We start from the raw sequence: 19468 nt of genomic DNA on the forward strand, positions 1-19468 counted from the left end.
CCCAGAAAACTGCTACAATCCGAGCGACTTTCGCGGAGGTTGTATCGTGCCCCAAGCTTTTTATCGTGTACTGTGCTGGTTTGTCTTACTGTTATCGACCTTCGGTTTTCTGGCAGAACTTAGTGGTCATCGCATTGGCGTCGGTGTTGCTAACCTCGACAAGCTGGCGCATTTTCTGATCTTCCTTGTACTCAGCTGGTTGTTTTTTAAAGGTTTCCGGCCGGTTTTCTGGAAGTTACTGCTGTTTTTAGGCATTTATGGCGCCCTGATTGAGGTGGTGCAGGAATACTTTACCCGCCGCCACGGTGACGTCTGGGACTGGGTAGCCGATATGGCCGGCGTCCTGACCTTCTATCTTGGCCGTAAACTCTGGCATTTATGGCGTCCGCGCAACCGCAGTGCAGCATAGTTGGCCAGGGCGCCATCGGCTTACTGGCAGCTAGCCGACTCCAACTGGCTGGTTGGGCGGTTGATCTGTGGTTGCGTCAGCCAAACCCGCTTCGGATCGATTTTCAGCCATTACAAGGTCCTGGCCAAAGCTTAAACTTTGCTGCCTGCCAGCGACCGGCAGAGCTGTTGTTTATTCCGGTTAAAGCCTATGCCGCTTTACCGTGTTTACAACAGCTGCAGCCACTTCTGCAGCCCGGCACTCAAATCGTGATTAGCCATAATGGCATGCCGGATCTGGCAACTTTACAACGTCATGTTACTGTCAATCAGGGTTTATGGTTTCTCAGCACCAGTCAGGCAGCAATGCGCACCGCCACAGGTGTCAGGCATACCGGTGCCGGTAGCAGTGTGCTGGCAGCGCTAAATGACACTGCCCTGAGCAGCCAGCCCAAGGTCGAACCCTGGCTGAATACGGCGCTTGGGCCACTGACCATCACCGCAGATATTCAACCGGCACTCTGGCGCAAACTGGCTATCAATGCCGCTATTAATCCCCTTACCGCTATTCATGGCATTAACAATGGCGCTTTGGCGGCGGCGGAATTCCAGGCTCAGCTCGAAGCGATAGTCAGCGAAGTCTGTTTGGTGGCCGCAGCCGAGGGCATGCACCTGCCACTTGCAGAGACGCTGCAGCAGGTGCAGCAAGTGATAGCAGCCACCGCCGCGAATTACTCATCCATGTTACAGGACGTCAGAGTAGGCCGGCGCACTGAGCTGGCAGCGATCACTGGCTACATAGTCAACACGGCAGCACGGCATGGTTTAGCCGTGCCGGCAAATCAGGCGTTGTGGCAAGCGCTGGCAAGCACCGCTTAGGGGCGATAAACTGCCACATTCTGATAGCCCTGCTCCTGGAGCAGTAGCGCTTGCAAACGGCTCATCACGCCGCGATCGCAATAGCAGTAATACTGCTTGCTCTGATCCAATTGTGGGAACTGCGTTGCCAGTCGGAAGAACGGGATTTCCAAAACCTGATGACTGTGCAGCTGTAAAGGTCGGCTCTCGGTTTCATCCGGGGCGCGAATATCCAGCACGACCGCATCCACCGGCAGCACCTCTTCAACCGCTACCGTACGGGCCTGTTGCTCGGCCTGATATTCTACGGTGCGGATATCCAGCACCTTAGCCTCCTGAACGACACGCTGCAGAATAGTACTGTCAAAGGCGGCTTCGGTGGCTTCAACTTCTGCCAGTACCGCATTCACCGTCGGGCTTTTGGAAATCACGCCACAGTATTCCGGCATAGTGCGGGCCAGCTCTTCCACGCCAATGTGCTTCGCCAGGTCGATAATCTCCTGCTTATCCTGATAAATCAGTGGCCGCAGGATCAAGGTATCGGTTACCCGATCAATTACCGCCAGATTAGCAATGGTCTGACTGGCAACCTGGCCAATACTCTCACCCGTCACCAGTGCTTTGATACCTAAATCTGCTGCTACCTGACTGGCCGCCCGCATCATCATCCGTTTTAACACTACGCCCATCAGACCAGATTCGACTTTCTCCAGAATCTCCGTCACCACAGGCGCGAAATCAACACTGACAAATTTTACCCGGTGCGACAGGCTGTATTTTTGCCACAGATAGAAGGCCATTTCCCGCACCCCGGCTTCATGCGCCGCACCACCCAGGTTAAAAAACAGGTAGTGGGTACGTAACCCCTTGCGGATCATCAGATAGCTGGCAACCGCCGAATCATAACCACCGGAGATCAGTGATAGCACGTCAGACTGTGATGGCAGCGGAAAGCCGCCCATACCAGCAAAGCTCTCGGTGACCAGCAGAAATTTATCCTGCTTAATTTCGAGCTTGATGGTCAGATCCGGCTTTTTTAACTGCACGCGGGCACTGGCCACGCGCTGATTCAGCCCGCCACCAATATAACGCTCCGCCTCCAGCGAGCTAAAACTGTGACTGCCCTGCCGCCGCACCCGGATACAAAAACTTTTGCCGGCCAGTTGCGGCTCATAGACAGCGGTAACCTGCTCAAACATGTCATGCAGATCGGAAAAACTGCGGGTTTGCATTTGTGAGAAACTGACAATGCCGGGAATACAGCTTAAACGCTCTATCATTTGGCTGCGCAGTTCAGGTTCAACCCTGCTGCTACGCACTGTCAGGTGATCAAAGTTATTTAATACCTCAACCTGCTCATCCAACTGTTTGAGGATCGTTTTCAGATTCCGTTCCAGCAGTAAGGTTTGGCGTTTGCGGACAGACTTACTTTTGATCGAGATTTCCGGATGCAGTTTGATGATAAATTCAAGCATGATTGACAGTCAGTAGCAAAAAAGGCGCGCATTATAGCGGAAAAGCCGGCAAACCGCTAACTCGCGGTCTGCCGTAACAGAACATGTTTAGCCGGGATTACTGATTGGCTCCAAACTGACGGGTTCCGACTCTTTGGGTTTGCCTTGCATAATCGCAATTTCTACACGGCGATTACGCCGCCGGTTCAATTCGCTGTCATTGGGGACCAGTGGCCGGGTATCAGCATGCCCCACTACCATCAAACGATTACGATCAAAACCAGGTGCCCTAACCAGTTCAGATGCAACCGATACTGCCCGCTTCGCCGACAGATCCCAGTTATTTAAATGCAGCTCATCAGCCACCTGAAAATCATCGGTATGACCGCTGACAGTAATCTCCCCCGGAATATCGACCAACATCCGGCCAATCTGTTGCACAATCGGCCGAAACCGCGGCTGTAAGAACGACGAGCCTGACGGGAAAGCGCCGTTCTCGCGAATACGGATAATAATCTGTTGTCCCAGCGATTCTAACTCGATAGCACCATCAACAATTTGTTGCTCTAACTCTTCCGCCAGCTTTTTAACCGTCTCATTGACTCTTTCCTGCGCCGCCTCTGCCAGCGCTTCGGCGACTTCCTGCTCCTCGGCATTTAACGCTGACTGACCACCGGTTTGATCTTCGCGTTGTTCTTGCCGACCACCGGCGGAGTCTTCCTCACCGGCCTGAAACTCGATCACCTGTTGTGTCATTTCCATGGTTTGTTGCTGGATGGTTTCAATTGGCGTCGGATCGGGTCGCCCCGGCCGGAATTCCATGGCAATCACACTGGTGCCTTTTGGAATATCGTCCACTTCAATTTTATTCTGTACGCCAAAGGCAAACTTCATCGAGCCGGCAATCTGCTTAAATTTCAGTACGTCCATCTCAGAAAACGCCAGCAACAACACAAAAAAGCACATCAACAGCGACATCAGATCGGCAAAAGTTGCCAGATAGGCAGGTGCCCCCGGTGGTGGACATTTGCATTCTTCTGGCATGTCACTCATGCGGCTTCTCCGGCAACTTCGCGTTTACCCTGCGCCAGATAATTACGCAAAATACCCTCGATCACTTTCGGGTTCTGGCCATCCTGAATGCCTAATACTGCATCCAGAATCAACATATTATTCAGTTTTTCCTGCTGGTTACGGATGGCTAATTTGTCCGCAATCGGAATCGCAATGACGTTAGCAATAAAGGCACCATACAGGGTGGTTAACAGGGCTACCGCCATCGCCGGGCCTATTGCTTTGGGGTCGTCCATATTGGATAACATCGCAACCAGACCGATCAGGGTGCCGATCATCCCCATTGCCGGCGCCACATCACCTAAACTTTTAAATATCGCGATAGCACTTTCGTGACGTTTTTCGGTTAAGGATATATCTTTTTGCAAAGTGGCGCGTACCACATCGGCATCATGGCCATCGACCAGCATATTGATGCCTTTTTGCATAAAGGCATTAGGAATATCCGCCTCTTCCAAAGCCAAAAAACCGCCTTTGCGGGCCGAGTCGCCCAGCTGCACCGCTTTTTCAATCAGTTCTTCCGGCGCCTCAATTTTAAACATAAAGGCTTTAGCTGCCGCCTTACCTGCACCCAGGAATCCAGCTAATGTAAACTTCGACAGCACCACAAAAACCGAACCACCAAGCACAATCAGTACTGAAACCAGGTCGCCAAACATTCCGGGATCGCCGGCACTGCCGATAATCATCGCCATCACGATAAAACCGATGGCTCCTACCATTCCGATTAGCGTCGCTAAATCCACTTCTCACTCCTTAATCGTCAGACACCTTGTGGGCTGCAACAGGTTGCTATTTGCTTATATTATCTTAGGCAACGTACAGTTATCGACCTATGTTAACGAACATTAAGCAATAAATCGTCAGAAAATACCAATTTAGTCGTTTCCAAGTATCGCAGCATTGACCATAATAGCCTGCTACGATAAGGTTGCGCACAGTTTTTGGGGAGTGGCATGAGTAAAAAAAACGCAGATTCGTTACAGTTCGAGCAGTCCATGCAGGAGCTGGAGCAAATTGTGCAACAGCTGGAGCAAGGTGAGCTGACACTGGAGCAAGCGCTGAGCCAATTCGAGCGTGGTATTGCGCTGGTTAAACACAGCCAACTGCAATTACAAAGTGCCGAACAAAAAGTGCAAATCCTGTTGCAACAACAGCAACAAGAACAACTGACTGCATTTACCCCGCAGGCGGGAGACTAACTTGATCCCTGCCAGTTTACCAAGGTTTCAGCAACGTCTGGAACAGCAACTTCAGCAATTAATGCAACAGGGCCTGCCGGACACTGCGGTGTTGGAACCAGCGATGTCGTACAGTTTATTACTGGGTGGCAAACGCATTCGCCCTTATCTGGTCTATGTTACCGGGCAACTGTTGGGTGCCCGCCTGGAAGATTTAGATGCCCCGGCGATGGCCATTGAAGCCTTGCATACCTATTCGTTGATTCATGATGATTTACCGGCGATGGATGATGACGATTTACGCCGCGGTAAAGCGACCTGCCACAAAGCCTTTAACGAAGCCACAGCCATTCTGGCCGGTGATGCTTTACAGGCTCTGGCATTCGAGATACTGAGCCAGCATCCCTATCAGCAGGTCAGCAGTGCATGCCAGATCAAAATGGTGCACGCCTTAGCCCGAGCAGCCGGTGCTGCCGGCATGTGTGCCGGCCAGGCGATTGATCTGGCTCAGACCAATCAGCAAATCGATTTACACCGGTTAGAGCAGATGCATCGCCTGAAAACCGGTGCCCTGATTGAATGTAGCGTTAAAATGGCCTATTACTGCAGTCCGTGTCAGGATCCGCAGGTGTTAGCAGCATTATTAACCTATGCCAGTGCGCTGGGTCTGGCCTTTCAGGTGCAGGATGATATTCTGGATATTGAGAGCGATACCGCAACCCTGGGTAAGCCGCAGGGCTCAGATTTAAAAGCGAATAAATCAACCTATCCGGCCTTGTTAGGTCTGGAAGGTGCCAGGCAAAAAGCCGGGCAACTGTACCAGGACGCCCTGGCAGCACTGGATACCGTGCCGGGTGACACCAGTGAATTACGGGCCTTTGCCCACTATATAATCGCCAGAACGTTTTAACCAAGGCATGTGGTAGACAAGCTATGCATATTGATATGACGGATTATCCGCTGTTGGACAAAGCAAACCTGCCGGAGCAACTCAGACAGTTGCCGCAGGAGCAATTACCACAGCTAAGTCAGGAACTGCGGCAGTTTTTATTAAAAACGGTCAGTCAGAGCAGTGGCCATTTTGCCTCCGGCCTGGGTACAGTCGAACTCACCGTGGCTTTACATTATGTCTATAATACGCCCTTCGACCGGCTGATTTGGGATGTAGGCCATCAGGCCTACCCACACAAAATATTGACTGGCCGCCGCGATCGCATGCATACCATCCGCCAGAAAGATGGCTTGCATCCGTTTCCGTACCGCGAAGAAAGTGAGTACGATGTGCTGTCAGTCGGCCACTCCAGTACTTCCATTAGCGCTGCCCTCGGCATGGCAATTGCTGCCCGGCAAGCGAAAAGTCAGCGTAAAGTAGTCGCAGTCATTGGTGATGGTGCCATCACTGCCGGCATGGCATTTGAAGCGCTGAATCATGCCGGTGAAGTTAAACCGGACATGCTGGTAATTCTCAACGACAACGAGATGTCTATTTCTGAGAATGTTGGCGCCCTGAATCAGTATTTCGCCCGGATTTTATCCGGCAGTTTTTACACCAGCCTGCGCGAAGGCGGTAAGAAAATCCTGCGTGGTGTGCCGCCATTACACGAGCTGGCTAGTCGCGCCGAAGAGCACTTTAAGGGCATGGTCACGCCAGGCACCTTCTTTGAAGAGCTGGGATTTAACTATATCGGCCCTATTGATGGCCATGATGTGCTGGGGCTGGTGGATACTATCCGTAATATGCGGTCATTAAAAGGGCCGCAACTGCTGCATATCGTTACCAAAAAAGGTAAAGGTTATGCCCCGGCTGAAGCCGATCCCATTGGTTATCATGCGGTCTCGAAATTTGACCCGGCGCAACACAAGCAGCCGGAGAAAAAAGCCGGCAAACCCAGCTTTTCGAATATATTCGGGCAATGGATTTGCGATATGGCAGAGCAGGATGAGCGGCTGCAAGGTATTACGCCGGCGATGCGCGAAGGCTCGGATCTGGTGGCCTTCTCCAAACGTTTTCCAAAGCGCTACTTTGATGTCGCGATAGCCGAACAACATGCCGTCACTCTGGCTGCTGGTCTGGCGATTGAAGGCTTAAAGCCGGTGGTGGCGATTTACTCCAGTTTTTTACAACGCGGCTATGACCAACTCATCCATGATGTGGCCCTGCAAAACTTAGATGTGCTGTTTGCGATTGACCGTGCCGGTATCGTGGGTGCCGACGGTCCAACCCACCAGGGTGCCTTTGATATCAGTTTTATGCGCTGTATTCCGAATCTGGTGGTGATGGTGCCATCCGACGAAAACGAATGCCGCCAGATGCTATATACCGGCTATCAGTATCCGGGGCCTGCTGCTGTGCGCTACCCGCGCGGCAGTGGTACTGGCGTCACAGCTAGCGAGCAAATGGAGCTATTAGCTATCGGCAAAGCCCGGTTAGTGCGTCAGGGTAAGCAACTGGCAATCCTGGCTTTTGGCCCGCTGCTGGCGGCCTGTCAGAGTGTAGCGGAAGCGCTGGATGCTACCCTGGTGGATATGCGTTTTGTCAAACCTCTGGATGCTGCGCTGTTACACCAGCTGATGGCTGAGCATCAGGCCATCCTGACGGTGGAAGACAATGCCATTATGGGCGGTGCCGGCTCTGCGGTTAATGAATTTCTGCTGGCACAGCAGTATGCTGGCAAGGTGGTTAACCTTGGCTTACCGGATGAATTTATAAAACAGGGCACCCAACAGGAAATCTATAGTGAACTGGGGCTCGATAGCGCTGGTATTTTGCAACAGGCCTCGGCTTTACTGAGCAAAATCTAACCAGTACACATCAATAAGCTCTTACTCTCAGGCTCCACCCGGGGCCTGCTATTCCTGTTGTAACCAGATTAAGCCTTCAGCCTGCAGCCTTAACACCTGCCGCTCTAGATCAGTGCTCTCTTCAAACTCAAAGGCATCAACCTGCCCGGCAAATTGCAGACTGGCGACCCCTGGTGTGGCATTTTGCAGTAGCTGACTGGCGGACAGACTGGCCAGTTGCAACGACACTTCCCACCCCAATAGCTGCCCGCCCAATAGCGGCAAAGGATAAAGCGCATAACCGCCATAGACTTTTAGGCGCTGCTGACTGTTGCCTTCACTTAATGTTAAAGCCGACAGCTGCTCAGCCAGTTTTTTACCGTAGGCGCCCACCTGAGACAGCGGAATATCCCGGAACACCACGACAAATTGCCAGTTATCCAGTCGTACAACATAATCCGAGCCGCGGGTCTCACGACTCAGTACTGCGCTAAAATGCTGCAACAGGCTATCGGTAATCCCCTTGCCGTGCTGTTGTACCAGCGGTGCCAAAGCTTCGGGTTGCAACACCAATAGCGCGATACTCTTACCCTGGGCTTGCAGTGAGGCCAGATTACGCTGGAAGTGCTCAATGTCTTTCGGCAATTGCTCGTGTAAGAACCGGCTATTGCGTAATCCGGTTTGACTATCGCGATGAGTCAGTTGCTGCAACTCTTCATTAAGCTCGTTTAAACGCTGATTGGAGTTTTCTAACTCCTGTGTCCGCTGTCGCACCAAACGCTCGAGCTGCTCCTGTTTTAACAGCGCATTCTGCCGGTACAGCCAAAACAAACCGTACAAGGAGCTGATAATCAATACCAGCCATAATAAGCGATATAGCAGCGTTTCATCAAAATGGCGCGGGATCACCAGTTGCAGTTGTGCTTGCACCGCTTCCTGCCAGCTCTGATGTCGGTATTTGGCCTGTACCACGAAGTCAAAGCTACCGGGTGGTAAATTGGTATAAACCGCTTCCCGCCGCTCGGCAGCGCTGTACCATTCTTCATCAAAGCCCTGCAGCTGATAGCGAAACTCCAGACTTTCCGGCCGGCTAAACTCCAAAGCCGTATAACTGATGGTCAGATTACGCTCATATTGCTCCAACACTAAGCGACGCTCAGTTGCTGTTAACGGATATAAACGCGGAGTTTGGACCTGTTTTACCCGTAACTGAATATCAGGCAAGGCCGTACCTTGTGGTTGTTCAGGTACTGCTACCACGCCTTTTAAAGTTGGATACCAGAGCTGTTGTTGCCAATAGGCCACTTTAGCCTGACCGGCACCATTACAGCATCGACTGGAGAGTGAGCCCATCTGACGATCAAAAGGCGATAGCACCTCTTCGATACGATACCCCTCTTGTGGCAACTGATTTAGGCTGGCACGTTCGAGGCGGAAGATGCCTTTGTGCGTACTGATCCAGATCCAACCGCTTTGTTGATGGAAGTAAAAACTGACCGCAGGTCCGTGTAACAAGCCATTACCGCTGTGTAGCTGCTGCCAGCTCTGCCCTGGCTGCAAAATAAAAATACCGTCATCCAGGGTACTGACCAGTATCGTTTGATCGGGGAGCAACAGTATCGCCATAATATAGGCATTATAGAGCGCAGTACCCGAGCCGAGCCGGGTTAAACGTTGTTGTTGCCAGCGATACAAACCGCGGCTGGTACCCACCAATAACTGCTGTTCACTCTCATCCAGCGCCGTAATTTGCCGCGATTCCAGCTCCGCGTTTTCACTCCAATACTCCAGCTTGGTTGCGGTTGCGAAATACAAGCCCTTTAAAGCCCCCAGCCAAACGCCACCGGCTCTGGCGCCCTGGATCACTCTGACGGCCTGCCCCTGCAGCTCCGGAAATAATGGTTGTAAACTACCCTTTTCGAGTGTTAGCTGAAATAAACCTCGCTCTAAGCCAAGCCACAACGTTGTAGGCTCAGGCCAATACATCGCGTGCACCGTTTGTCCTTGCAACTGTTCTGCCACCAGGATTTGCTGGTAATCACCGTCTTTACTCAGCACGCCTAACTCGGTCTGCGCTGCCAGTAGCAGTTGCCCCTGTGGTGTCAGCGCCAAGCTGCGGATCACCGGATCCGGAGCCGGTTGCAAGCGCCGGATTTGGGTCAGGCCGGCACGATAGATACCATCGCTAAAACTGGTTAACCAAAGTTGCTGATTCTGATCCTGATACAGCGCACTAAACCAGGGATAATTCCCTAACTCCTGCACGGTCACAGTTTGCCAGTCTTGTTGCTGAAACCGGTAAAATAATTTCCGATAGGCCGAAAGCCACATAGCGCCGTTGCTATCCTGTAACACCTGGTATACCGGAACCTTACTGTTATCCGGCAATGCCTCAGCCACTACGCCTGCAGCAGTGAGTCGGTAAAGACCAGGCTCCGCAGCTAACATCACGCCGCCACTAGTCCAACTGACGTCATACACCGGTGTCTGACGCAACTCCGGCGGCAATTCAAATTGCTGCCAGCTACCATCGGCATCACGTTGATAGAGGCTTTCTGCCGCCACCACCCACACCTGCTGCTGATGGCGGGTTAATTGACTGACAACGGTTTTAACCTGCTCAATCCTTTGTAATTGCCCCTGCTGCACCTGAAACAATTGGTCTGCAGCCACCCAGACTTCACCCGGAGCCATTTCGATCAAGGAGGTAACTTCATTAAATAACGGCAAGCGCTCAAAGCTCAGCTCTTGCGGTTGTAGCACCGATAAGCCGGCTTTGGTACCGATCCAAATCCGCCCGTCACTGTCGGTTAATAACTGTGTGATAGCATTGCTGGCAAGGTGGGGGTGAGTTTCAGTGGTAAAGACTTCAAATTGTTGGCCATCGAAACGATGCAAACCATAGAGGGTTCCGAACCACAGATAGCCTTGCTGATCCTGGGTCACTGCCCGCACCGAGTTACTGGCCAGACCATCAGCACTGGTCCAGTGTTTGATATCGTAGTCAAAGACTGAGGGAGTTGCAGCCTGTAGCGGCAGTAGCCACAACAGCATCAAAATACTGCAGAACAGTCGCATGACTCCCTCCCTAGAATAGATTTACCCTTACAACCAATTGAGCTGCACTAACAGCTGTAAAATCAGCAGCGCCGGCAATGCAGCGAGCAGATCGTCCAGCATAATGCCAACACCACCATGCACCCGCTGATCAAACCAACGGATCGGCCAGGGTTTGACAATATCAAAGAAGCGGAATAATACAAAGCCCACTAACAGACTGCTAACAGAAATTGGCACCATTAACATCGTCAGCATAAAGCCGATAATCTCATCCCAGACAATAGCACCGTGGTCATGCTCACCGGCATCCGCCGCGGCTTTGCCACAAATATAGCAACCCAGAGCGGTGCCAAATAGCAAAAACAGCCCGTACCACAGGCTGCCTAACTGACTGAATAATATGATTAGAGGCACCGCCGTTAAGGTACCAAAGGTACCCGGTGCTTTTGGTGCTAAACCACTGCCAAAGCCGAGGGCTAAGAAATGCTGCCATTTAGACAGCTGAAATTTAGTTTTCTGCATCAGAAATGAACAAAGCCGGTATGTTGATAACTAATAGCCTGTTCACCGGCTTTTAATTCCAGTTTGCCACTGGCGCCGGTAATGCGGCCGATACAGGTAACAGGTACGCCATAAGGGCTTAACAGTACATCCAGGGCACCACGGCGGCTCTCCGGCACCGTGAACAGCAACTCATAGTCTTCACCACCGGATAAGGCCAACTGTAAGGCTTCGGCTTGATCGCAACTGTCTTTTAACGCTTGCGACATCGGAATGCGATTGACATCAATAAAGGCGCCAACACCGGACCGGCGCAAAATATGCGGTAAATCACCGGCCAGACCATCAGAGATATCCATTGCACTACTCGCCAGATTGCGCAGCGCCTGTCCCAAAGCCACCCGGGCTGAAGGGTAATGAAACCGCTGCAGCAGGTAGCCCTGATGTTTCTTACTGACCTGATGCTGACCTTGCACCAACTTTAAACCGAGCGCGGCATCGCCCAAAGTGCCGGTAACATAGATATAATCACCGACCTTGGCTCCGCTGCGGGTAATGGCTTTACCATGCGGCACCAACCCCTTGGCAATCATGGTCAGACTAAGTGGTCCGCGGGTAGTATCACCACCAATCAACTGGCAGTGATAATAGTCGGCAGTTTCATGTAAACCGGCAGCAAATTCCGCCAGCCAGTCTTCGTTAACTTCCGGTAACGTAAGGGCTAGCGACAACCAGGCAGGTTCCGCGCCCATCGCTGCTAAATCACTGACGTTAACCGCCACCAGCTTATGACCGAGGGCTCTGGGATCCACATCGGCAAAGAAATGGGTGCCACAGACCATAGTATCGGTGGTGATCACCAGATCATAGCCATCCCGCACCCGCAGTACAGCACCGTCGTCACCGATCCCCAGTTGGGTATCAGCGCGTTTTGCCCCGGCCTGACTAAAGTACCGGGCAATTAAATCAAATTCACCCATACAGATTAAAAAGCCGACTTACGTCGGCCTCCATAAAGCAGGTTATGCTGGTCGTAATACCCGGACGGCTTTGTCCAGGATACCATTGACGAATTTGTGGCTGTCATCCGCGGCGAAGGCCTTGGCCAATTCAATTGCCTCATTAATGACAACTTTATAAGGCACATCCAGGCGATATTTCAGCTCATAAGCCGATACCCGTAACACCGCTTTCTCGACCAGATCGATATCTTCAAACGGCCGTTCCAGAAAAGGTTTAATGGCTTCATCGAGCTTACTGTGATGTAACACCACGCCACGCAGAATATCCTGGAAGTAAGGCACATCCAGATGTTTGACATTGTTTTCCAGCAACAGCTGCTGTTCAATATCGGCAATTGGATTCTGACTGACTTGCCAGCTGTAGATACCTTGTACCGCTAACGAGCGGGACTGACGACGCACATTTGGTTTCATGCCGGTTTCCTGTTACAGCTGCTCAAGCACATTAATCATTTCCAGTGCCGACATCGCTGCTTCACCGCCTTTATTGCCTGCCTTGGTACCGGCACGCTCGATCGCCTGCTCGATACTGTCGACCGTCAGCACGCCAAATGCAACCGGCAGGTCAAACTGCATCGCGACCTGAGCGATACCTTTGACACATTCGCCGGATACATATTCAAAGTGCGGCGTGCCACCGCGGATCACCGCGCCCAGCGCAACGATAGCGTCATATTTTTTGCTGGCAGCAACCCGCTGCACCGCTAATGGCAGTTCGAAGGCACCGGGAATGCGTACCACGGTAATATCTTCAGCGGCGATATTGCCGACACGCTGTAAAGTATCTACGGCGCCGCTAAGCAAACTTTCGACGATAAAACTGTTAAAGCGCGCGACCACGATCGCGATCTTTTTACCTGTTGCAGCATAGCCTGCTTCAATCACCTGCATTGCCAGTCCTTACTTGTTAACTGCCACTAAAATCAGCCGCGCATAATAGCATAGTTTGCGACATTCTGGCAGAGGCTTATTCAGAAACGTAATCCACCACTTCCAGGCCAAAACCCGACAGCGCATGATACTTTTTCGGTTGGCTTAACAGCCGCATTTTCCGCACACCAAGGCTGGCCAGAATTTGCGAACCAACGCCAACATTACGGGAGGTACCTTTCCAGGGCGCCGAGCGGGGTTTTTCACCTTTATCTTCAGCCTGGAAATTCTGCACCATTTGCACCAGCTCGTCAGTCGACTCGTGCTTACCCAGTAGCACCAGCACCCCGCCCTCATCAGCAATACGCTGCATGGCGGTATGCAATGGGAAACTCAGGTTAGCGCCACGGTTGCTCAGTAATAAATCACTGAAGGTGTTATGTAAATGAACCCGCACCAAGGTTGGTTGTTCTGGCTGGATTTCCCCTTTCACCAGCGCAAAGTGCAGCTGATTATCGATAGTATCTTTAAAAGTCACCAGTTCAAACTCACCCATCTCCGTTGGCAGCTGGCAGGTTGCCACCTTTTCGATGGTGGTTTCATTCAGATTACGGTATTCAATCAGATCGGCAATGGTGCCAATCTTAATATTATGTTGCTTGGCAAAAACTTCCAGATCCGGGCGCCGCGCCATAGTACCGTCATCATTCAGGATCTCGACAATCACGGCGGCCGGCTCCAGGCCAGCCAGGCGCGCCAGATCACAGCCGGCTTCGGTATGACCGGCCCGCACCAGTACACCGCCGTCCTGCGCCATTAACGGAAAAATATGGCCGGGCTGCACGATATCTGCCGGACTGGCATCACGTGCAACCGCCGCTTTCACAGTGCGGGCGCGGTCTGCCGCCGAAATACCGGTGGTAACGCCCTCGGCAGCTTCAATCGATACGGTAAAATTGGTCGAGAACGGCGATTTATTGGCATCAACCATTAACGCCAGATTAAGCTGCTTGCAGCGCTTTTTGGTCAGGGTTAAACAAATCAGACCGCGGCCATATTTGGCCATAAAGTTAATCGCTTCCGGCGTGACATATTCAGCCGCCATCACCAGATCGCCTTCATTTTCACGATCTTCATCGTCCATCAGGATCACCATCTTGCCCTGACGGATATCTTCAATAATTTCAGCGGGGGTATTCAGTTGCATAACTAACCTTCTTATAAAAAGCCGCGCTGCGCCAGCAACGCCAAATCAACACCGCCCTTAGGCGCCGCAACCGGTGTGGTTAACAGCCGCTGGATATAGCGGGCTAACAGATCCACCTCTATATGCACCCGACTGCCTTTTTGCAAGGTCAGTAAGGTAGTTTGTGCTGCCGTATGCGGCACTATGGTTAAGCGAAAACGGTCAGTCAGTACTTCATTTACGGTCAGACTAATGCCATCGATAGTCACCGAGCCCTTGTGGGCAATAAAGGGCGCCAGTTCTGCCGGCAGCGCAAACCACAGTTGCCAGGCACGGGCGCTTTGTTCCATGGCCAGCAAAGACGTCACCCCATCGACATGACCACTTACCAGGTGCCCGCCGAGACGCCCGGTTGCCAGCAGTGCCTTTTCCAGATTCAGCAACTGCCCGACCTTATATTCACCAAAGCGGGTCAGGGCTAAGGTTTCAGCCGACAAGTCGGCACTAAAAGACTGGGCACCCAGCGCAGTGACCGTCAAACAGACACCATTCGTCGCGATACTATCGCCCAATTTGACGTCGCTAAAATCCAGACTACTGCTCTGGATGGTGACACTGAGATCACCGCCCCTGGGGCTAAGCCGGCTCAGGGTGCCGGTGGCTTCAATAATACCGGTAAACATCTTATTCCTCGCTCAGGCGGGCGCGCAGGCGCAGGTCCGGCCCCAGACTAATAACCTCATTAAACGCCAGTTTTGGCGTCTGCGCCAGTTGCTGAAAATCACCCAGTACCGCCAATGGCCGGCCTTGTTCGCCCAGCAGCAGCGGGGCCTGATACAGCAGTAATTCATCGACTAAGCCAGCTTTTAGCAAACTGCCCGCTAATATCGCGCCGGCTTCCGTCCACAGACTATTAATCTGTCGCGCTGCGAGTCGTGTTAGCAGCTGAACCAGGTCCAACTGACCGTCAGCGCTTAACGCCAGCGGCAATTGTTCCACTGTGACCTTTGTCTCGGCTAACTTACGCGGCGCGGCGTCAGCGGCATAACACAGCAGCACCGGACCGCCTTCATTAAACAGCGGCTCGCTGCCGGTTAACCGCTGCTGCCGGTCCAGAATCACCCGCAGTGGCTGGCGTAAACTGCCATCGGCAAGCGGCCGGATTAGCTCTGCGCCAGCAGCGCTACTTTGCCGTACCGTTAAGCGCGCCGCATCGGCGAGCACGGTACTGGCAGTGGATAAAATCGCGCTAACCTGCGCCCGCCATAGCTGCACGTCAGCACGTGCGGCGTCGCTTGTTAGCCATTGACTCTGGCCATTCGCCAGGGCGGTACGCCCATCCAAACTGGCCGCCAGTTTCAGATACAGATAAGGCCGCTGCCGCTCCATCCGGCTTAAGAAGCCCGGATTAAGCGCTCTGGCTTCCTCTGTTAATAAACCGTACGCAACGCTAATGCCAGCTTGTTGCAGTATGGCAACGCCCTTACCAGCGACCAGCGGATTCGGATCCAGCATTGCAATCACCACCCGGGAGACACCGGCTTTTACCAGCGCTTCCGCACAAGGTGGCGTGCGACCATAGTGGGCACAGGGCTCCAGCGTCACGTAACAGGTCGAACCCCGGGCGGCGCTACCGGCTTGTTGTAAGGCAAAGACTTCAGCATGCGGGCCGCCGGCTTGCTGATGAAAGCCTTCGCCGAGCACCTGGCCATCTTTAACCACCAGCGCCCCGACATTGGGGTTGGGATCAGTGGTAAAGAGGCCCTGTGCTGCCAGCGCCAGCGCGCGGCGCATAAAAGCATGATCGGCCTGACTAAAACTCACCTTATTGCTCTCCGAGGCGGGCAATTTCTTCACCAAATTCGCGAATATCCTTAAAGGAGCGGTACACCGAGGCAAAGCGCACATAAGCAACTTTATCAACTTTCACCAGCTCATCCATTATCAGATTCCCCAGCAAATTACTGGCGACTTCACGTTCACCGGTGGCCCGCAGCTGGGATTTAATTTTATTAATCAGTTGCTCAATTTGTTCGGTCGCCACCGGCCGCTTTTCCAGCGAGCGTAATAAACCGCTGCGTAACTTATCTTCATTAAAGGGTTCGCGGGAGCCGTCACGTTTAATAATTCGTGGCATCACCAACTCTGCCGCTTCAAAGGTAGTAAAGCGTTCGTGGCACGCCAGGCACTCGCGACGACGGCGTACCTGATGACCATCGGCGACCAGACGCGAGTCAATGACCTTGGTATCATCGGCATTACAAAAGGGACAATACATACTGACCTTTTACCCCCTAGCTAACTGTTCAGGACAAGGCGCTAACAGCCTGTTTAGCCGGCGCTTTGCATAAAAGAATGGCCGCATTAGCGGCCATCACAGCATAGCACGAGTTATGCCTTAGGCATAAACCGGGAAGCGGCCACAGACTTCAGCTACCTGGGCGCGTACCTTGGCAATTACCGCCTCGTCACCACGGCTATCCAGCACATCACAAATCAGGTTAGCAACCAAACGTGCTTCGGCTTCTTTAAAACCACGACGGGTAATAGCCGGGGTACCGATGCGCAGACCGCTGGTAACAAATGGCGAACGCGGGTCGTTCGGTACTGAGTTCTTGTTTACCGTAATATGCGCCTGCCCTAACCAGGCATCGGCATCTTTACCGGTGATATCTTTATCAATCAGATCCATCAGGAACAGATGGTTCTCGGTACCACCGGATACAATCTTATAGCCACGGCTGATCATCTCAGTACACATGGCTTTAGCGTTCACCAGCACCTGCTGTTGATAAACTTTAAATTCCGGCTGCAGCGCTTCTTTAAAGGCTACCGCTTTCGCCGCGATCACATGCATTAACGGGCCACCCTGTCCGCCCGGGAACACCGCTGAGTTCAGTTTCTTCTCAATGGCTTCGTTCTTACGGGCTAGGATCAGACCGCCACGAGGGCCGGCCAGGGTTTTATGGGTGGTGGTGGTCACCACATCGGCGATAGGCACCGGGTTTGGATACAGACCTGCCGCCACCAGACCGGCAACGTGCGCCATATCCACCATCAGGTAGGCACCGACTTTATCCGCAATCTCACGGAAGCGCTGCCAGTCAACAATACCTGAGTATGCCGAGAAGCCGGCAATAATCAGCTTCGGCTTGTGCTCTAAGGCCAGCGCTTCAGCCTGATCATAATCAATCACACCCGTTTCAGGATGCAGACCGTACTGTACCGCATGATACAGCTTACCCGAGGCGCTTACTGTGGCACCGTGAGTCAGGTGACCGCCATGGGCCAGACTCATACCCAGAATAGTATCGCCGGCATTTAACAAGGCCAGGAATACCGCTGAGTTCGCCTGTGAACCTGAGTGCGGTTGCACGTTGGCGTAGTCGGCACCAAATAATTCTTTCGCGCGGGCAATGGCTAAATCTTCCGCGATATCCACATACTCACAGCCGCCGTAGTAACGTTTGTGCGGATAGCCTTCAGCATATTTATTGGTTAATTGTGAACCTTGCGCCTGCAGCACCCGGGGGCTGGCATAGTTTTCTGACGCGATCAGCTCAATGTGAGCCTCCTGCCGCTCAGTTTCCTGAACCATGGATTGCCATAATTCCGGATCAAAATCCGCAATATTCATATCACGCTTTAACATGCTTTCTCCTGGGCGCGGCTATCACGCTTAACGTTAACGACAGTTTGAAAAACTGGCGGCTATTCTACCCTGAAATAAAAATTGTTGCACCGAAAAAACAGCCGTCCAGACTTCTGCAAAACAAAATATGCCACCCGCGCCGTTTTTACCAGGCTAAAAATGTGCAGCAAAGTTGCCAAAGCCGCAGTCATCAGCTACATTACTGGTTATTCATACAGCACCTTGATTAGCGATGACTTCGACGCGGAAAATTATTCATCTGGATATGGACTGCTTCTTCGCCGCCGTGGAGATGCGCGATAATCCGCGGCTGCGTGATATTCCGCTCGCCATCGGCAGTGACGGTAAACGGGGTGTCGTCGCCACCTGTAATTATCCGGCGCGGGCCTTTGGTGTGCGCTCCGCGATGTCCAGTCATGAGGCATTAAAGCGTTGCCCGCAGCTGACTTTTGTCCGCGGCAATATGGATAAATATCAGGCAGTCAGTAGGCAGATCCGCCAGATCTTTTTGCGCTACACACCGTTAGTCGAACCCCTATCTCTCGATGAAGCCTATCTTGATGTCAGTGCTAGCCCACATTTTGCCGGCAGCGCCACGTTGATTGCTGAAGATATCCGCCGTAGCGTGTTCGCGGAAACCGGTCTGACCGTCTCCGCCGGGGTGGCACCAAATAAATTTCTGGCGAAAATTGCCAGTGATGAAAATAAGCCGGATGGGCTCTTTGTGTTAACGCCGGCTAAGGTAGCCGACTTTGTCGCCGCGCTGCCGCTACGCAAAATTCCCGGCGTCGGCCCTAAGGCAGCGGAGAAGCTGGCCAGGCTGGGACTACAATTTTGCCGCGATATTGTACCGCCGGGTGGTGAAGTGCCGCTGCCGTTACTAAGCGCTCTACTCAAAGAGTTTGGCAGTCAAACCGCCAGTTTGTTAGAGCGCTGTCAGGGTATCGATCTGCGCGAGGTGCAACCGAGCCGGGAGCGCAAATCGGTCGCGGTGGAGCGGACCCTGGCCAGCGATTTACACCAGCTAACTGACGCCCAGCAGATGCTGCAACAGTTATTGCCGGATTTACAACGCCGGCTCGAGCAAAGCGGCAAGGCGCATTTACTGGCTAAAATCGGCGTGAAATTAAAGTTTAGTGATTTTCGGCTGACCACAGTCGAGACGCAAAGCCAGCATCTGGACCCGGTATTACTAAACGAGCTGTTAACACAGGCCTGGCAAAGACGCGCGGATCAGGGTATTCGCCTGTTGGGATTGCAATTGGGCTTTAAAACACAGTGCGAAGAGCAGTTAAGCCTGCCATTTGAGGTGGCGCTAACCCATCCTAATGAATTTAATTATAGTGCGGCCTGTCTGCCTGGTTAAGCCAGCGGGTTTGAATCACGGCAGCAGTGCCAACTAAGCCGGCAATAAAGTCGGCAATCGAGTAGGAGGCGGGATC

19 protein-coding genes are annotated in these 19468 nt (G+C 52.6%); 6 read left to right on the top strand and 13 right to left on the bottom strand.

Annotated features, from left to right (window positions below; translation table 11 throughout):
• The first annotated feature begins 46 nt into the window (after positions 1–46).
• Together AAY72_RS00460 and AAY72_RS00465 are read left to right on the top strand one after the other, a co-directional pair.
• Positions 47–409, top strand: coding sequence for a VanZ family protein (locus AAY72_RS00460; protein WP_057785143.1), 363 nt, complete (start codon positions 47–49; stop codon positions 407–409).
• Positions 379–1266 carry a ketopantoate reductase family protein gene (locus AAY72_RS00465; RefSeq protein WP_057785144.1) on the top strand — a complete coding sequence of 296 codons (888 nt, stop codon included), beginning with the start codon at positions 379–381 and terminating at the stop codon, positions 1264–1266. The genes AAY72_RS00460 and AAY72_RS00465 overlap by 31 nt, the downstream gene beginning before the upstream one ends.
• On the opposite strand, the gene thiI is transcribed toward AAY72_RS00465, so the two are convergent.
• From thiI to pomA, 3 genes are all read right to left on the bottom strand, one after another.
• Entirely contained in the window at positions 1263–2720 is a 1458-nt protein-coding gene (thiI, locus tag AAY72_RS00470; RefSeq protein ID WP_057785145.1) for a tRNA uracil 4-sulfurtransferase ThiI, read from the bottom strand. The genes AAY72_RS00465 and thiI overlap by 4 nt on opposite strands.
• Before the next feature lie 87 nt (positions 2721–2807).
• Positions 2808–3752 carry a flagellar motor protein MotB gene (locus tag AAY72_RS00475; RefSeq protein WP_057785146.1) on the bottom strand — a complete coding sequence of 315 codons (945 nt, stop codon included), beginning with the start codon at positions 3750–3752 and terminating at the stop codon, positions 2808–2810.
• Positions 3749–4519 carry a flagellar motor protein PomA gene (pomA, locus tag AAY72_RS00480; protein WP_057785147.1) on the bottom strand — a complete coding sequence of 257 codons (771 nt, stop codon included), beginning with the start codon at positions 4517–4519 and terminating at the stop codon, positions 3749–3751. Before pomA ends, AAY72_RS00475 begins: the two co-directional genes overlap by 4 nt.
• A gap of 210 nt (positions 4520–4729) precedes the next feature.
• On the opposite strand from pomA, the gene xseB reads away from it, so the two are divergent.
• Genes xseB through dxs form a run of 3 tightly spaced genes read left to right on the top strand, consistent with a single transcriptional unit; the run spans position 4730 to position 7756 of the window.
• Positions 4730–4975 (top strand): exodeoxyribonuclease VII small subunit, encoded by a 246-nt coding sequence (xseB, locus tag AAY72_RS00485; RefSeq protein ID WP_008984154.1) that lies wholly within the window; start codon positions 4730–4732, stop codon positions 4973–4975.
• Between the two features lies 1 nt (position 4976).
• Complete coding sequence (ispA, locus tag AAY72_RS00490; protein WP_082628909.1) at positions 4977–5864, top strand: (2E,6E)-farnesyl diphosphate synthase; 888 nt, start codon at positions 4977–4979, stop codon at positions 5862–5864.
• A 23-nt stretch (positions 5865–5887) separates the two neighbouring features.
• Positions 5888–7756, top strand: coding sequence for a 1-deoxy-D-xylulose-5-phosphate synthase (dxs, locus tag AAY72_RS00495; RefSeq protein WP_057785148.1), 1869 nt, complete (start codon positions 5888–5890; stop codon positions 7754–7756).
• A 48-nt stretch (positions 7757–7804) separates the two neighbouring features.
• Here dxs and AAY72_RS00500 read toward each other — a convergent pair whose 3' ends face one another.
• The 10 genes from AAY72_RS00500 to glyA form a co-directional block, all read right to left on the bottom strand.
• Positions 7805–10813: a two-component regulator propeller domain-containing protein gene (locus tag AAY72_RS00500; RefSeq protein ID WP_057785149.1), complete on the bottom strand. Its 3009-nt coding sequence runs from the start codon at positions 10811–10813 to the stop codon at positions 7805–7807.
• Between the two features lie 27 nt (positions 10814–10840).
• On the bottom strand, positions 10841–11317 hold the full coding sequence (locus tag AAY72_RS00505; protein ID WP_057785150.1) for a phosphatidylglycerophosphatase A: 477 nt from the start codon (positions 11315–11317) through the stop codon (positions 10841–10843).
• The gene (gene thiL / locus AAY72_RS00510; protein WP_057785151.1) at positions 11317–12276 is read right to left on the bottom strand and encodes a thiamine-phosphate kinase; all 960 of its coding nucleotides are present in this window, start codon (positions 12274–12276) and stop codon (positions 11317–11319) included. The genes AAY72_RS00505 and thiL overlap by 1 nt, the downstream gene beginning before the upstream one ends.
• Positions 12277–12318: 42 nt before the next feature.
• Positions 12319–12732, bottom strand: a complete 414-nt coding sequence (gene nusB / locus AAY72_RS00515) for a transcription antitermination factor NusB (RefSeq protein WP_008607569.1) — start codon at positions 12730–12732, stop codon at positions 12319–12321.
• A gap of 12 nt (positions 12733–12744) precedes the next feature.
• Entirely contained in the window at positions 12745–13209 is a 465-nt protein-coding gene (gene ribE, locus AAY72_RS00520; protein ID WP_008607568.1) for a 6,7-dimethyl-8-ribityllumazine synthase, read from the bottom strand.
• A 76-nt stretch (positions 13210–13285) separates the two neighbouring features.
• Positions 13286–14395: a bifunctional 3,4-dihydroxy-2-butanone-4-phosphate synthase/GTP cyclohydrolase II gene (ribBA, locus tag AAY72_RS00525; protein ID WP_008951479.1), complete on the bottom strand. Its 1110-nt coding sequence runs from the start codon at positions 14393–14395 to the stop codon at positions 13286–13288.
• Between the two features lie 11 nt (positions 14396–14406).
• Positions 14407–15057, bottom strand: coding sequence for a riboflavin synthase (locus AAY72_RS00530; protein WP_057785152.1), 651 nt, complete (start codon positions 15055–15057; stop codon positions 14407–14409).
• Position 15058: 1 nt separating this feature from the next.
• Entirely contained in the window at positions 15059–16198 is a 1140-nt protein-coding gene (gene ribD, locus AAY72_RS00535) for a bifunctional diaminohydroxyphosphoribosylaminopyrimidine deaminase/5-amino-6-(5-phosphoribosylamino)uracil reductase RibD (RefSeq protein ID WP_082628910.1), read from the bottom strand.
• Position 16199: 1 nt separating this feature from the next.
• On the bottom strand, positions 16200–16652 hold the full coding sequence (gene nrdR / locus AAY72_RS00540) for a transcriptional regulator NrdR (RefSeq protein ID WP_008607564.1): 453 nt from the start codon (positions 16650–16652) through the stop codon (positions 16200–16202).
• A gap of 120 nt (positions 16653–16772) precedes the next feature.
• Entirely contained in the window at positions 16773–18026 is a 1254-nt protein-coding gene (gene glyA, locus AAY72_RS00545) for a serine hydroxymethyltransferase (protein ID WP_057785153.1), read from the bottom strand.
• Positions 18027–18258: 232 nt separating this feature from the next.
• Between glyA and dinB the strand changes: the two genes are divergently transcribed.
• Positions 18259–19392 carry a DNA polymerase IV gene (dinB, locus tag AAY72_RS00550; RefSeq protein ID WP_057785154.1) on the top strand — a complete coding sequence of 378 codons (1134 nt, stop codon included), beginning with the start codon at positions 18259–18261 and terminating at the stop codon, positions 19390–19392.
• The last annotated feature ends 76 nt before the right edge of the window (positions 19393–19468 follow it).

Source organism: Alishewanella sp. WH16-1 (assembly GCF_001441695.1).
GTDB classification, from domain to species: Bacteria; Pseudomonadota; Gammaproteobacteria; order Enterobacterales; family Alteromonadaceae; genus Alishewanella; species Alishewanella agri.

Coding starts and splice junctions, on each gene's coding strand:
- thiL (WP_057785151.1), bottom strand. CDS start 12,276: ATGGGTGAATTTGATTTAATTGCCCGGTACTTTAGTCAGGCCGGGGCA.
- glyA (WP_057785153.1), bottom strand. CDS start 18,026: ATGTTAAAGCGTGATATGAATATTGCGGATTTTGATCCGGAATTATGG.
- AAY72_RS00465 (WP_057785144.1), top strand. CDS start 379: ATGGCGTCCGCGCAACCGCAGTGCAGCATAGTTGGCCAGGGCGCCATC.
- ribBA (WP_008951479.1), bottom strand. CDS start 14,395: ATGCAACTGAATACCCCCGCTGAAATTATTGAAGATATCCGTCAGGGC.
- AAY72_RS00475 (WP_057785146.1), bottom strand. CDS start 3,752: ATGAGTGACATGCCAGAAGAATGCAAATGTCCACCACCGGGGGCACCT.
- dxs (WP_057785148.1), top strand. CDS start 5,888: ATGCATATTGATATGACGGATTATCCGCTGTTGGACAAAGCAAACCTG.
- AAY72_RS00530 (WP_057785152.1), bottom strand. CDS start 15,057: ATGTTTACCGGTATTATTGAAGCCACCGGCACCCTGAGCCGGCTTAGC.
- AAY72_RS00500 (WP_057785149.1), bottom strand. CDS start 10,813: ATGCGACTGTTCTGCAGTATTTTGATGCTGTTGTGGCTACTGCCGCTA.
- AAY72_RS00505 (WP_057785150.1), bottom strand. CDS start 11,317: ATGCAGAAAACTAAATTTCAGCTGTCTAAATGGCAGCATTTCTTAGCC.
- xseB (WP_008984154.1), top strand. CDS start 4,730: ATGAGTAAAAAAAACGCAGATTCGTTACAGTTCGAGCAGTCCATGCAG.
- nusB (WP_008607569.1), bottom strand. CDS start 12,732: ATGAAACCAAATGTGCGTCGTCAGTCCCGCTCGTTAGCGGTACAAGGT.
- ribE (WP_008607568.1), bottom strand. CDS start 13,209: ATGCAGGTGATTGAAGCAGGCTATGCTGCAACAGGTAAAAAGATCGCG.
- thiI (WP_057785145.1), bottom strand. CDS start 2,720: ATGCTTGAATTTATCATCAAACTGCATCCGGAAATCTCGATCAAAAGT.
- dinB (WP_057785154.1), top strand. CDS start 18,259: ATGACTTCGACGCGGAAAATTATTCATCTGGATATGGACTGCTTCTTC.
- nrdR (WP_008607564.1), bottom strand. CDS start 16,652: ATGTATTGTCCCTTTTGTAATGCCGATGATACCAAGGTCATTGACTCG.